Source organism: Psychromonas sp. (genome assembly GCF_041586535.1).
In the GTDB taxonomy this organism is placed as follows: domain Bacteria; phylum Pseudomonadota; class Gammaproteobacteria; order Enterobacterales; family Psychromonadaceae; genus Psychromonas.
Window position 1 is genome coordinate 1 of record NZ_JBFGZY010000109.1, and the last position, 14,187, is coordinate 14,187.

Here is a 14,187-nt window from a genome sequence, read left to right on the forward strand (position 1 = left end):
GCTGAAAAACCACCGCTGTCGATTACCGCCAGTAAAATCTCTAAATCATCAGAACGCGTCAGCATGCCGTTTTCCTTTCGTCATCCATTTTATATTTGCAATATTAACAAAAGTAATTTGCCAATAACATTATTTATTACAACTTAAAATCAGATAATAATGCCGCATCAAACGAAAACACCTGCTTATTTATTTTAAACCTGAACAGAGGAATATATTATGCCTTTAGCATTATTTGCATTGACGCTCAGCGCCTTTGCTATCGGAACAACCGAATTTGTCATTGTAGGATTAATTCCAACCATGGCGATGGATTTAAACGTTTCACTGCCTTCTGCTGGACTGTTAGTCAGTCTTTATGCCCTAGGCGTCGCTGTTGGCGCACCGGTACTAACAGCATTAACAGGTTCATGGAATAGAAAAAACGTGTTACTGGCGGTTATGGCACTTTTTGTCGCGGGTAACTTACTGGCATGGCAAGCGCCTGGGTATGAAACACTGATTGCTGCTCGTATCCTAACAGGTTTGGCGCATGGTGTGTTCTTTTCAATAGGCACGACTATTGCGACAGGTTTAGTCTCGAAAGAGAAGGCGGCAAGTGCAATTGCCATCATGTTTACGGGTTTAACCGTCGCACTGGTGACGGGTGTTCCGCTGGGGACTTATATTGGCCAAATGTTCGGCTGGCAGGCAACCTTCTTAGCAGTGGCGCTATTAGGCTTGATTGCACTTATCGGCAGCGCGCTGTTAGTGCCAAACAACTTAAAGCAGGCAGCGGCGACTAAGATTTCAGCACAATTGAAAGTACTGTCAGAGCCTCGTTTACTCTTGGTATACGCAATCACAGCCATTGGTTACGGTGGATCATTCATTGCATTTACCTACTTAGCACCTATTCTGGAACAGATTTCTGGTTTTGATTCCAGCGCTATCGGTTTGATTATGTTGGTTTATGGGGTATCTGTTGCGGTAGGTAATATCTGGGGTGGAAAAATGGCGGATAAAATGGGGCCCATTAAAGCGCTAAGCATTATCTTTGCAGGGCTTGCTGCGGTGCTGCTGGTGTTCAACTTCACCGCAGTTAACCCGATTGCTGCGGTAGCAACTATCTTAGTTTGGGGCGCCTTTGCCTTCGGTAATGTCCCTGGCCTGCAAGTCTACGTGGTAAAGCTGGCTGAAAAACATACGCCTAATGCAGTTGATGTTGCATCTGGCCTGAACATTGCTGCATTTAACGTCGGTATTGCACTTGGTGCCTGGGGAGGCGGTTTAATCGTCGAACAAGCAGGACTAATGAACACACCTTGGATTGGCGCGATTGTAGTGCTACTTGCTCTGGTATTAACACGCTTTAGCGGCACATTAGATAAAAAAGCGCAACAACGCACAGCGATAATGCGAGCGGCTTAATGCAATATAGTATCTAACCGCATGATCAAAACAAGCAATATTGAAAAAATATCGCTTGTTTTTTCTTCAGTTTTTCTTACTCAACTTCAACTCCGGATAGTGGGCATTATACCAGATGAAGTTATCTTTTTTGACTCAAGTAAAGAGCAGTGTTGAGGAATGTCGCTTATCCAGCGCTGAGGTTACTTACTTTCATTGAGAGATAACACCACACCCACCAATAGATTCACCCATTAGTAAATGCTAAGCAGATAGAAACAATAATAATTTTGAGCCAAATATTACTATTTACGATATAGTTTGCATGGTCATAGCTGCATCGCAAAGCGGTAGATAGAAGCGATTCAATGCGATCATATCAGTCAACTAATACTGCTAATACGGGTTATTTATTCACCGAAACGAAACGTACTTAACAAAACTCTGCAATAAAATGCGCAGATGCAGAGGGTGGTGCCTTGACAGTTTCTGGTAAAAACAATCAATGCCAGGATGACAGCAACCATCAACAACTAGAGCAGCGAGTGTTGCTTACGAGTAAGTATAAGGTATTGATATGAAAACTGAAAAAGAGAAAATGTTAGCGGGTGAACCGTACATGGCTTGGGATAAAGAGTTGTTTGCAGAGCGGGCGCAGTGCCGTAAAACACTGCAAAAACTCAATAATGCTCTGCCCAACAGTGATGATTGGAAAGAGGCGATTAAAACCCTTCTCCCTAATGCCAGAAGCGAGGTGTACTTAGAACCGCCATTTCGCTGCGATTATGGCAGCAATATAATCGTGGGTGCGAACTTTTACGCCAACTTTAACTGCGTGGTGCTGGATGTAAACACCGTTGAAATTGGTGATAACGTAATGTTTGCGCCGAATGTGCAGGTCTACACAGCAAGTCATCCGCTAGACGTAAAAGGCCGCGTTGAAGAAGGCATTGAGTTCGGTTTGCCAATTAAAATCGGCAATAACGTATGGATTGGTGGTGGTGTTATTATCTGCCCCGGTGTCACTATTGGTGATAACTCGGTGATCGGCGCTGGTGCAGTGGTGATAAAGGATATCCCGGCTAACGTGGTTGCTGCTGGCAATCCGTGTAGGGTTATCAAAGCAATAGATAATTCAGTAGTGAGCAAGGATAGCAATCTCCTTTGGTAGTTTTTCCTGTGGGGAGCAGTGATATGTTGTACAACGCTTGCATGGGATGGGAGAATATGAGTATGCCGTTAATGTTTTTCTAAATATTTGTCTTTTAACCTCTACAGCGCTTATTTAAAAAGTAGGTAGAGATTATCAATAATTCCATATATGGCTCTATCCATCCCAATAAAACCTGTTTTTATGCTGAATCTGGCTGATTATAATGAGGCATCTACTTACGATATAAATTTCTAAAATGCTTATTAATTTGATTCAGATTGAACGAAATAAGTGTTTGTTTTATCTATTTATCTTTTTTTTACATGGTTGAACGCCCATTAATACGATCTAAAAGCCGATAAAGCCAGCAGAGCTATACAAAATGAATCAGGCGCTTAAGTAGATGATCTATTCATTTTCAGGAGAAATAAAATGGCAAAAATATATTATAAAATAGGGATTATTGCTTCCATCGTAATTGTTGCTGGTGGAATGCTAACCTTTGCAATGACATGGCGTAGTGTTGGATTTAGCGATGATTTTCTTTCTTCCTGGTTATCATCCTTTGCGCTATCTGTAGTGTGTGTGGCCCCTTTAGGCAGTGTTATTTCCGTCTTGGTAAATAAGGCCCTGGTACGGATATTGCCGCGGAATATCAGCAAAGTAAAACTCAATACCATTTTTGGTTTGTGCATGGCGCTTATTATGGAAAGCATTATGGCATGCGTTACAACATGGCATTTAACAACCATTTCCACTATGCATGAGTTTATCACCCTGTGGTATTCAGTTTTATTAACCGCGCTGCCCATTGGCATTGTTATATCTGTTGTATTGTCATTAATTATCAAACCTAAATTACAGCTATTTTGGAACAGCTAGGACTGTTGCTACGGGCTGGTATTTTTTAAATCCAGCCTCTTGACGGCAAAATAGATTGTCCCATCAGCATTAAAAAGATTAGCGGCTCTAGTTTTTATGTGCAGTAAATTGTGCAATTTCATCAAGTAATATTTTGATCATGATCTGAGTTGCTTTGGTCTGATACTTACGCTCTTTATAAATAAGATAAGCCATGTGGTTGGGCTGTTCATACTCAGGAAAAATCCGTATTAATTTTTTATTGTTTTTAACCAGATTGATGGGCAAAGATGCGATCCCAATACCCGCTTCAACCAATTCAATGACTGCCTCAATACCATTGACCGTGATTTTTTGTAATCCTTCAAACTCTTCTGTTTTTTTATGGTTGCGGGTAAGTTTTACTTTGTATGGATCCGGCCCAATCCATTTGCTGTTTCGTAGTTCCTGCAAATTCTGAGGCGCTTTACCTTTTTCGAAGAGTAAAGTGCTCATATAAATACCCACAGAGTTTTCAAATAGTGGCCTGGCTATCATACTTTCATCGATATTTTGCTTAAAGGTAATGATGATGTCGGTATCTAATTCGGGTTCAGCCTGCTCACCAGATAACACCAAATCAAGCTCAACTTTGGGATATTTATGGAGAAATTTTAATACAGCTGATTTGATTATCTGCTGATAAAACAAAGAGGGGACAACCAGTTTTAGCTTGCCCGACACTTCGCCATGACGCGCTTTCTTATGCAAAAGATCATCATTCAAATGGTTGAAAAGTGATTGGTAACTCTGGAAAAGCTCCAGTGCAAATGTGGTAGCGGTAATATTCCTGCCTTTTTTAGTGAATAGTTTTGCATTTAGCCTTTCTTCCAGAGATGAAATACGCCTGGAGATAGTTGATGTGGGGATCTCTAAGTAAGATGATGCCGCTGCGATAGAGGTTTTATCTATCACAATACAAAGTAGATAAAGATCATCAATCATTCCATATATGGTTCTATCCATCCCAATAACGCCTGTTTTTATACTCAAGTTAGGAGATTATAATGAGCACCTACTTAAACGACAATCTATTCATTACTTATAGCGAGTAATAATTACATTGCGATCCAATACCTGCTATCTACGAGCTGTTCGATTCAATCTTAGCCATTATAAATAGCTCCCAACAACACTTTTATTAAAGGATTTTATTCATGTTTACAATTCATTCATTAAAGCACTCGCTGTTTTTTGTGCTTACATTTATGTTGATCGGCTGTGGAGAGCAAGCTGGGCAGGGCCCAAGGGAGATGGGGCCGATTCATGTTGATACACTCACGGTGTCCACCTCTAAGATAAGGCTCACGACTGAGCTGCCGGGACGTATATCTGCCTTTAATGAAGCAGAAGTGCGACCTCAGGTCGGTGGTATCATTAAAAAAAGACTGTTTAAGGAAGGGACAAATGTTCAGGCGGGGGATGTGCTTTACCAAATCGATCCGACTACTTACCAGGCATCGGTAAATAGTTATAAAGCACAACTGCAGAAAGCTGTTGCCGACCAACAGGCAACGCAAAAAAGTTTTGAACGTTATAGCGAGCTGTTAAGGAAAAAGCTGACCAGCCAGCAGGATTATGATGATGTATATTCTGCCAATCAGCAGGCAATTGCTCAGGTTGCTATTTACCAGGCTGAACTCGACAATGCCAATATCCTCTTGTCTTATACGCAAGTTAAAGCGCCTATTTCCGGAATCATTGGTCTTTCGCAAGTTTCTGAAGGCGCCTTAGTAACGGCGGAGCAATCCTCTTATTTAGCTGAAATTATTCAATCTGAACAGGTTTATGTTGATATGACCCAGTCCTCAGTCTCTTTATATACACAGCGTAAAGAGTTTCAGGACCTTTTCAAACAAGGTATGAAGAAACCTGATATTCCGGTCAAAATTATTCTTGAAGACGGCAGTGAATATGAGCAGACAGGGTATCTGGAATTTGCTGATGCACAGGTAAATGATTCGACCGGCAGCGTCACACTGCGTGCTCTGATACCTAATCCTGAAAACTCATTATTGCCGGGCATGTTTGTTCGTGCCTACATCTCCTCACCGCAGGAAAAAGACTATATTGTGCTGCCGCAATCGGCAGTAATAAGGAGTCAATCTGGTGTGCCATATGTCTATATTGTTAATGATAAGGATATGACCGAGAAAAAAATCCTGCAGTTAGGCAATGAGGTCGATGATGGTTGGGTAGTAAAAGAGGGACTTAAAGTTGGTGATAAAGTGGTTATCAGTAACTTCTCAGCAGTAAAACAAAACCAGGAAGTAGTGATAGACAGCGAAGATGGTGTTGCTAAAGAGCAAGCTGAACCAGCTCCTACTGATAAGTAACCAACACATATAGGAACAATCTAATGTCGAATTTTTTCATTCATAGACCTATCTTTGCCTGGGTGATTGCGATTGTGATCATGCTCTCAGGCATTGCATCAATACTGAATTTGCCGATCGCACAATACCCGACGGTTGCGCCGCCTGCTATTTCCATTAGCGCGTCCTACCCGGGAGCATCGGCGAAAACGGTTGAAGACAGTGTTACCCAGGTTATCGAGCAAAGTATGACCGGCCTTGATAACCTTTTGTATATGTCCTCTACCAGTGACTCTTCCGGTAGTGCATCGATTACGCTGACCTTCAGTGCTGAAACGGATCCCGATATTGCCCAGGTGCAGGTTTCCAATAATCTCCAGACAGTAACCAGCAGCTTACCCTCTGCCGTGCAGGATCAGGGGACGTCAGTAAAGAAAAGTTCATCAAGTTTTATGTCGGTAACCGCGATCTACTCCCCTGATAACTCAATGAGCTCTGCAGATATTCAGGACTACGCTAATTCCAATCTAAAGGATATTATCAGTCGAGTAAATGGTGTGGGTAGCGTCTCTATTTTCGGACCCTCTTATGCGATGCGCATCTGGTTAGATCCGGCCAAACTAAACAGCAATAGTCTTACTCCAAGCGATATTTACAGTGCTGTTTCAGCTCAAAACAGCCAGGTAACCGTGGGGCAGCTCGGTGGCGCACCATCGACTGACACACAGCAGATTAATGCCACTATTACCGCACAAAGTCTTTTAACAACTGTAGATGAGTTTAAGAATATCCTGATCAAAGTGAATGAAGATGGTTCACAGGTACGCCTGCAGGATGTCGCCAAGGTGGAGTTAGGCAGTGAAACCTTCAGCATGGCGCCTCTTTTTAATGGTCAAGGCACATCCGGTATCGCCATTACGCTGGCTTCAGGTGCTAACTCTTTAGATACGCAGGAAGCCGTTGATGCCAAATTGGCAGAACTGGAAAAGAGTTTTCCTTCAGGACTGGCGCTAAAGAAAGCGATGGATAACAACCCTTTCATTCGTTTATCGATTGAAGAGGTGGTACAGACGCTGTTTGAAGCGATTGGACTGGTGTTTTTTGTGATGTTGTTATTTTTGCAGAATTTCCGTGCAACGCTTATTCCAACGATTGCCGTACCTGTTGTACTGCTCGGCACTTTTGCCATTATGTATGCACTTGGATTCAGCATTAACACCCTGACCATGTTTGGGCTGGTGCTGGCGATTGGTCTGCTGGTTGATGATGCGATTGTGGTGGTAGAAAACGTCGAACGTATTATGCATGAGGAAAAGTTATCACCATTAGAAGCCACTAAAAAATCGATGGGACAGATTAGCGGTGCCCTGATCGGTATGACCACGGTGTTATCTGTTGTATTTATTCCCATGGCATTTATGTCAGGCTCGACCGGTGTGATTTATCAACAGTTCTCGGTAACCATCGTTTCGGCCATGGCGTTATCTGTATTAGTTGCGCTGGTCCTAACGCCTGTGCTTTGTGCAACCTTGCTCAAACCCGTGGATAAAGAGGCAAATATTGCTGTCTTCAGCTACTTTAACCGCCTCTTTGACCGTGCCCTGTCAGGGTATAATGGTTCAGTAAAACACGTATTGATCCGTCCAATGCGCTTTATTTTAATTTACCTGCTGCTGCTTGCTGGTGGGTATTGGATGTACTCAACGTTACCCAGTTCATTTTTACCCGATGAAGACGCGGGATCTTTTATGGTTCAGGCTTCACTGCCTAACGGCTCAACACTGGCGAATACGACTGAAGTTATGGCAGATATCCAGGCTTATTTTGATAACAACGAGAAAGATACCATCGCGGACGCGTTCACCGTCTCCGGATTTAACTTTGCAGGTTCAGGGCAAAATGCAGGCTTAGCCTTTGTCAAATTGAAAGACTGGTCCGAGCGAACCGCACCCGGCATGGATGTTAATTCTATTATCGGGCGCAGTATGGGCTATTTTTCCAGCTATAAAAAAGCATCGGTATTTGCCTTTAACTCCCCGGCAATTCGTGAGCTCGGCCAGGCTACCGGATTTGACTTTTATCTCGAAGATGTAGGGAATCTCGGTCACGATAAACTGATTGAAGTGCGTAACCAGTTCCTGGCAAAAGCTGCTCAAAGCCCTGTTTTACAGAGGGTAAGACCCAATGGCCTGGAAGATAATGCGCAGTTTTATCTGGATCTCGATTATGAAAAAGCGAAAGCGTTCGGCATCGATATCGATGATATCAATAACACCCTGTCAATAGCCTGGGGCTCTGCTTATGTCAATGACTTTATTGATAGAGGGCGTTCGAAAAAAGTCTATATGCAGGCTGATGCGCAATATCGTATGACGCCGGAGGATCTGAACCTATGGTATGTTCGCAATGCCAATGGTGAGATGGTGCCTATCTCTGCATTTAGTTCGTCTCACTGGGGGCAGGGCTCTCCGCAGTTAAAACGCTACAATGGTAACGCTGCAGTCGAGATATTAGGTGAAGCAGGTAGTGGTTATAGTTCCGGTGATGCGATGGATGAGGTTGAACGTATTGTCAGTGAATTATCCCCTGGTGTTCAGGTAAGCTGGACAGGTATGTCTTATCAGGAGCTGGAATCAAGTGGTCAGGCACCTATCTTATATGCAATATCAATACTGATGGTATTTTTGTGTCTTGCTGCATTATATGAAAGCTGGACGATTCCAATCGCGATTATCCTGGTCGTACCATTAGGTATCTTAGGTGCGCTCTCGGCCACTATGCTGCGAGGCCTGGAAAATGATGTTTATTTTCAGGTTGGCCTGTTAACAACGATCGGCCTGGCATCTAAAAATGCTATCTTGATTGTTGAGTTCGCCAAAGAGTTAATGGAAAAAGGCGTTGGTCTGCTAGATGCGACTGTACAAGCCTGTGAGCTGCGTTTACGTCCGATTATTATGACCTCACTTGCCTTTATCCTCGGTGTTACTCCTTTGGTTATCAGTACGGGAGCAGGCGCTAATGCACGAAATGCAATCGGTACTTCGGTGATGGGCGGGATGATTTTGGCAACCTTGTTAGTTGTCTATTTTGCACCGCTGTTCTTTGTATTAATCTGTAAGTTGTTTCGCTATGAAGGAAAAGAGATAACCATTGCGGACAATACTATCGACACCCCAGAGCAGCATTAACGCCAAGTATTTACTGCCTTAAAAAGTGATCCCCCAGCCAGACTGGGGGCTATTTCCCATTGCTTAACAGGACTATCAGTCATGCCCTTAAAACGAATTTATCTCGTATTTGTCATTGCATTAGCGGGTTTCAGTTACTCGGCTCACGCGGATACTTTACTACAAGTTTATCAAGCAGCTAAAATCAAAGATCCCACTATTCTTAAAAGTAAAGTACAGTATGATCTCTATTTTGAAAAAATTTCAGAAACAAATGCGGCTTTATTACCACAAATCTCTTTTTCAGGCGATGCTGCTTATAGTGATATAAGTGATGACTATAGCAACTCAAACTATGGTGCGACACTCGCCTTGAGCCAGTCTATTTACAACAGCTCATATTGGCAGGAATTAGATGTAGCAGAAAAGCAGGCTGCTCAATATGCAGTAGATTATGATTACGCAGCACAGAATTTGTTACTGAGAACTGCAACGGCTTATTTTAATGTATTACGTGCAGATGAAGCGCTTAAATCTGTACAGGCAAACAAACGCGCTGTTGAGCGCCAACTGGAGCAAACCAAGCAACGCTTTGAGGTGGGGTTAATTGCTATCACCGATGTACATGAAGCACAAGCTGAATATGATCGCACCGTTGCCGATGAGATCAGTGCCGAAAATACTCTGCTTAATTCATACTACACTCTGCGCGAATTAACCGGCGAAGAGGTTCGTAATGTGGCTCACCTTAATACAGAAACGTTTTCGCCACAAAAACTCACCGGGGATATCAAATTCTGGCAGAACCAGGCACTCGAGCATAACCTTGTTCTGCATAGCCAGCGGATCGCAAAAGAGCTGGCAAAAATGCAGATTGAGTCAGCGCAAGCGGGTCATAAACCAACTCTGGGCTTAACTGCCGCTTTAGATCATGATCGTACCCATTATACTGAGTCTACCTATAGTGATAGCAATTTAAATTCGGCAACTATTGGCCTTGAGTTAACTGTTCCCATTTATTCGGGTGGCCAAATTACATCACAGGTTAAACAGGCACAATATAATTACGTTATTGCCAGTGAAGAACTAACAGAAACATTGCGCGGCATTGAAACTGAAATCAGCAGTGGTTATAACAATGTGCGCGCTTCAATCAGTTCGATTCGTGCTTATGAACAAACCGTTACCTCTTCAGCGAGCGCTTTGCAGGCGGTAGAAGCTGGCTTTGAAGTCGGGACTCGTACTACTGTCGATGTATTAGATGCGACACAAAGCTTATACGATTCAGAAAATGAGCTTGCCGATGCACGTTACGATTACATCATCAATATGCTAACACTTAAATCTGCTGCAGGAACATTAACAGAGCAGGATTTGATCGCTATTTCCGCCGGCTTAATTGCACAATAAGTGACTCCGTAATTTGGAAAGGAAAGCAGCTGCTTTCCTTTTTCACCGCAGCAGTTGTGTTAAATATGTTATCAGATTGTAAAGTTGTTTTTTGTAAGTATAGTGAATACAGTCATCTAAGTATTCATTTATAAGTTATCAAGCATTGTAGCGCGGCTGAAGCCGCGGCTCCAAACTAATTATTAAAAAGGAGTTTTCATGTCATTACTAAAAAATTCGAGGCTTTTGTCGAGCTTGATTTTACTTATCAGTACTCTCTGTTTAGGGGTTATCGTTATTTCCATCCTTGGCGTGCGAGGAGATTGGTTCGGTATTCGAACGGCATTCACAACGATTGCTTATGCCGCACAAGCCGCAATCCTAATTTTACTCGCGGCAGTGGTCATTTTTTATCTTTCACGCGGTAATATCAGTTCACAGGTTAAAAGTGGCTTGGCGATTATTCTCGTCCTGATCCCCGTTATCGGTCATTATGCTAATCAGCCAGAGGAACTTCCTCCCGGAGCACCTCTTAATGATATTTCAACTGATACGGTTAATCCGCCAGTATTTAATGCGGTTATAGCATTACGACCGGCAAACAGTAATACCAGCGAATATCCAGGTGCGACAGCAGCTGCAAGGCAAAAAGAGTTATTTCCTGATATTGCACCGATTGAATCTTCATTATCAGCTGAACAGGCATTTAAACGTGCGCTGGATATAGCTGAGGAAATGAACTGGGATATTGTCTCTCAAGAGATGAGCACGGGAATAATAGAAGCTGTTGCAGCAACAGCTGTTTTCAATTTTAAGGATGATATTGTTATCCGTATTCAAGCGACAACATCGGGCAGTATTGTTGACATCCGTTCTCATTCACGTATCGGTCGTAGCGATCGAGGTAAAAATGCGGAACGTGTTCGAGAGTTTATTAAAAACTTTAAATAAGAGCCTTTACGCTCGCTTGGAAGTTTTTTGAGCGCAAGCTATTGTGCTCAATGGCGGGAAGAAGCGTGCATAGAAATTTTATTAGCTGAGGAGCTTTAACGATTGGGCACCTGAGGAAATTATGGATAATAGTGATTTCAGAATCAGACAGAGCACCTGTTTTTATGATTGTTCTGGTCTAATCTTTAAGAATAAAAAATTTCTTAATTGAGTATTAGTAAGAATGCAGACTAATACACTGTTAGCCACCCACATCATGAAGCCGCGAAAGGAGGTTTGAAACGATGACCGATACGGTCGTTTCCTCGGATGGTACTGTCATCGCCATCGAGTCGATTGGCAATGGACCAGGTATCGTGCTGGTGCATGGGTCAGCATGCGATGGTCGAGATTGGACTGACGTCTCCAGCCACCTGCAAGGGTTTCGTCTTCACATGTTCCATCGTCGCGGGCGTAGTGGCAGCGGCGACCAACAGCCATACAGCATGGAACGGGAAGTCGAGGACATCCTCGCCGTTGTCAATGCGACCGACGCGGCGCTCTTGGTCGGCCATTCGTTCGGGGCGCTGCTGTGTCTGGAGGCGATGCAAAATCTTCCACCGAATATCGCAACGGTGCTGATTGAACCTCCAATTATAGACGCGGCAGACCCGCCCTTTCCCTCGGAATGGCGCCAAGGCCTGCAGACCATGTTAGAGGACGTCGCCTCCAAGGGAAATGACGATGCGCTGGTCGAAGCTTTCATGGTCCACGCAGTCGGCTCTTCTCCGGAGGAAGTGGCATCCATGAAGAAGGACGAGTCGGGCTGGGCTGCTGCGCGGGCTTGCTCACGAACCCTCCCGCGGGAGGCCAGCGTAACGGCTTCATATCATTGGATCCCTACTCGTTTCGCAAAGGTGCCCTCAAGGGCCTTGTTGCTGGCAGGAACGGAGACTGCGCCATTCTTCAAGGCGGCCGTCGCAGAACTCTGCGCTACATTGCCCAACAGCCAATCGGCGGAATTGACCGGACAGGGACACCTGTCGGTGAATACGGCTCCCCATCTTGTGGCTGCTCAGATTGTCGGCTACTGGGAGTCTCTAGAGCACCATATAGTTTCATTTTAAAACCTTCGTTTTGGCTATGCGTGTTTAGGCTTGAACGTAATTCGTAAGAACTTACTATATGATTATCAGGTCTTTCATTTTTCATCATTTCATTATTCAGACTAGGATTTTTGTCTCTTCCAAAAATTAAATAGGAGTGTGCATATTGCTCAGCAAGCGGGCGTCTTAACAATGCGAGGCAATTATAACGCGCCAATGAGTCCACAATGAGCATTTTATTTGTCAGTGATTACTTTGTTTTTTTAGCTTGAGCAATAAAATCATTTAAGTAGTCAATATGCTGTTCGTTGTTGCGAATACCTACAAATATCTGTTTATTAACACCTTTCTCTCCAAAACGAATACTTTTGATAGGCATTGATTTTGAGTGGCGAAAAACTTGGAAATACTGGACACCCAAGGATTTTGACTTATTAATAATTGGAAATACTGGACACCCAAGGATTTTGACTTATTAATAATCATTATCTACCTTGTTAGTAAAACTTGGAAATACTGGACACCCAAGGGTTTTGACTTATTAATAATCATTATCTACCTTGTTAGTAATACAATATAGCCATGCTGTGAGGTTGTTATGACCCAATCCCGCCAGTCTCAAATTTCACTTATTGATACTCCTTATTATCACTGTATTTCTCGCTGTGTTCGCCGTGCTTTTTTGTGTGGTGAAGATAAATTTACCGGGCAAAGTTTTAGCCACCGCCGGCAGTGGGTTGCAGAACGCATGCATTTTCTTGCCAGCCTGTTCACTATCGATATCTGTGCCTATGCGATTATGTCGAATCACTATCATCTTGTTTTACATGCTGATGCCAGAGCAAATGAGAAACTGAGTAATGAAGCCGTATGCCAGCGCTGGTGCCAGCTCTACAGTGTGCCTCCTCTGGTTGATAGGTGGATGAAACAGCAATTAGTCATGGCCGCAGAGCAAGAGGCTGCACTGCAGATAATCAATAACTGGCGAAGGCGGCTGGTGGATATCTCCTGGTTTATGCGCTGTTTAAATGAGTTTATCGCGCGTAAAGCCAATAAAGAGGACAACTGCAAAGGACGATTCTGGGAAGGGCGTTTTAAATCACAAGCTTTATTGGATGAAGAAGCACTGCTGGCCTGTATGGCTTATGTGGATTTAAACCCGGTGCGTGCGCAAATGGCAGATGGCGTGGAAAATTCAGAGTACACATCAGGTTATGAGCGTGTTCATGGCGACAGCAATAACGATAAAGCGCATGATTATCAGTTTAGCAAGAAGCCGCTTTTAGGCTTTGTTGGAGATGATCATCAGGCAAACCCGCAGGGTATTTCCTATTCGCTGATTGATTATCTTGAGCTGCTCGACTGGACGGGGCGCATTCTTCGCGAAGATAAGCCAGGTAACATCTGCGCGCAGCGTCCGAAATTACTCTGTATTCTTGGCTTGGATGATGAAAGTTGGCTTGAGCTTGCCAGCGGTTTTGGTAAAAACTATCAAGGTGCAGTTGGCTCCTTAGAAGAGCTCGCCCTGTTTGCAAGCCATACCGGCAAGTGCTGGATAGCCAAGAAAAATGCTTTACGACGGTGTTTGCATTAATTTTGCTGTTTACACCTAACTAAAGCGTCACAAATTTTGACTCCTAGCCGCAGTCAAGAGAGCTGCGAGCCCAGTATTTCCTTTTTACTGCTTTTAATGGGTTATATCTGTCATTCCGCACCTAAATAATTATTAAGATTCAGAACAAAATAGTGATCTGAGTTTCACAATTCTCAGATATTAGAAAAAAAATAAAAAAACGATTGACCCCGATCTCTCTTTTTGATCTATTACTCTCTTTTGA

10 protein-coding genes are annotated in these 14,187 nt (G+C 43.4%); 9 read left to right on the top strand and 1 reads right to left on the bottom strand.

All coding sequences use genetic code 11. The features are described 5' to 3' along the window. Positions 1-219: 219 nt before the first annotated feature. The 3 genes from ABZA00_RS12450 to ABZA00_RS12460 all read left to right on the top strand — a co-directional run bounded on the left by ABZA00_RS12450 (position 220) and on the right by ABZA00_RS12460 (position 3,424). On the top strand, positions 220-1,410 hold the full coding sequence (locus tag ABZA00_RS12450; RefSeq protein ID WP_372882489.1) for an MFS transporter: 1,191 nt from the start codon (positions 220-222) through the stop codon (positions 1,408-1,410). 556 nt (positions 1,411-1,966) lie between these two features. Next, the gene (locus ABZA00_RS12455; protein ID WP_372882490.1) at positions 1,967-2,560 is read left to right on the top strand and encodes a sugar O-acetyltransferase; all 594 of its coding nucleotides are present in this window, start codon (positions 1,967-1,969) and stop codon (positions 2,558-2,560) included. A 414-nt stretch (positions 2,561-2,974) separates the two neighbouring features. Next, a complete protein-coding gene (locus ABZA00_RS12460) occupies positions 2,975-3,424 on the top strand; it encodes a DUF2798 domain-containing protein (RefSeq protein ID WP_372882491.1) in 450 nt (149 codons plus the stop codon). 87 nt (positions 3,425-3,511) lie between these two features. Here the strand turns inward: ABZA00_RS12460 and ABZA00_RS12465 are convergent, their stop codons facing one another. Then, complete coding sequence (locus ABZA00_RS12465) at positions 3,512-4,408, bottom strand: LysR family transcriptional regulator (protein WP_372882492.1); 897 nt, start codon at positions 4,406-4,408, stop codon at positions 3,512-3,514. A 191-nt stretch (positions 4,409-4,599) separates the two neighbouring features. Here ABZA00_RS12465 and ABZA00_RS12470 point away from each other — a divergent pair, with 191 nt between their 5' ends. From ABZA00_RS12470 to ABZA00_RS12495, 6 genes are all read left to right on the top strand, one after another. Beyond that, a complete protein-coding gene (locus ABZA00_RS12470) occupies positions 4,600-5,778 on the top strand; it encodes an efflux RND transporter periplasmic adaptor subunit (protein ID WP_372882493.1) in 1,179 nt (392 codons plus the stop codon). 23 nt (positions 5,779-5,801) lie between these two features. Then, the gene (locus ABZA00_RS12475) at positions 5,802-8,945 is read left to right on the top strand and encodes an efflux RND transporter permease subunit (protein WP_372882494.1); all 3,144 of its coding nucleotides are present in this window, start codon (positions 5,802-5,804) and stop codon (positions 8,943-8,945) included. Positions 8,946-9,026: 81 nt separating this feature from the next. After that, a complete protein-coding gene (gene tolC, locus ABZA00_RS12480) occupies positions 9,027-10,334 on the top strand; it encodes an outer membrane channel protein TolC (RefSeq protein ID WP_372882495.1) in 1,308 nt (435 codons plus the stop codon). A gap of 198 nt (positions 10,335-10,532) precedes the next feature. Then, a complete protein-coding gene (locus ABZA00_RS12485) occupies positions 10,533-11,264 on the top strand; it encodes a DUF1499 domain-containing protein (RefSeq protein ID WP_372882496.1) in 732 nt (243 codons plus the stop codon). Positions 11,265-11,548: 284 nt separating this feature from the next. Beyond that, positions 11,549-12,370: an alpha/beta fold hydrolase gene (locus ABZA00_RS12490; protein WP_372882497.1), complete on the top strand. Its 822-nt coding sequence runs from the start codon at positions 11,549-11,551 to the stop codon at positions 12,368-12,370. Positions 12,371-12,947: 577 nt separating this feature from the next. Beyond that, positions 12,948-13,943 carry a transposase gene (locus ABZA00_RS12495; RefSeq protein ID WP_372882498.1) on the top strand — a complete coding sequence of 332 codons (996 nt, stop codon included), beginning with the start codon at positions 12,948-12,950 and terminating at the stop codon, positions 13,941-13,943. Positions 13,944-14,187 lie beyond the last annotated feature (244 nt).

What these genes read in the sequence shown, in the direction of transcription:
- ABZA00_RS12470 (WP_372882493.1), top strand. Translation starts at nt 4,600, where the DNA reads ATGTTTACAATTCATTCATTAAAGCACTCGCTGTTTTTTGTGCTTACA.
- ABZA00_RS12490 (WP_372882497.1), top strand. Translation starts at nt 11,549, where the DNA reads ATGACCGATACGGTCGTTTCCTCGGATGGTACTGTCATCGCCATCGAG.
- tolC (WP_372882495.1), top strand. Translation starts at nt 9,027, where the DNA reads ATGCCCTTAAAACGAATTTATCTCGTATTTGTCATTGCATTAGCGGGT.
- ABZA00_RS12485 (WP_372882496.1), top strand. Translation starts at nt 10,533, where the DNA reads ATGTCATTACTAAAAAATTCGAGGCTTTTGTCGAGCTTGATTTTACTT.
- ABZA00_RS12495 (WP_372882498.1), top strand. Translation starts at nt 12,948, where the DNA reads ATGACCCAATCCCGCCAGTCTCAAATTTCACTTATTGATACTCCTTAT.
- ABZA00_RS12455 (WP_372882490.1), top strand. Translation starts at nt 1,967, where the DNA reads ATGAAAACTGAAAAAGAGAAAATGTTAGCGGGTGAACCGTACATGGCT.
- ABZA00_RS12450 (WP_372882489.1), top strand. Translation starts at nt 220, where the DNA reads ATGCCTTTAGCATTATTTGCATTGACGCTCAGCGCCTTTGCTATCGGA.
- ABZA00_RS12475 (WP_372882494.1), top strand. Translation starts at nt 5,802, where the DNA reads ATGTCGAATTTTTTCATTCATAGACCTATCTTTGCCTGGGTGATTGCG.
- ABZA00_RS12460 (WP_372882491.1), top strand. Translation starts at nt 2,975, where the DNA reads ATGGCAAAAATATATTATAAAATAGGGATTATTGCTTCCATCGTAATT.
- ABZA00_RS12465 (WP_372882492.1), bottom strand. Translation starts at nt 4,408, where the DNA reads ATGGATAGAACCATATATGGAATGATTGATGATCTTTATCTACTTTGT.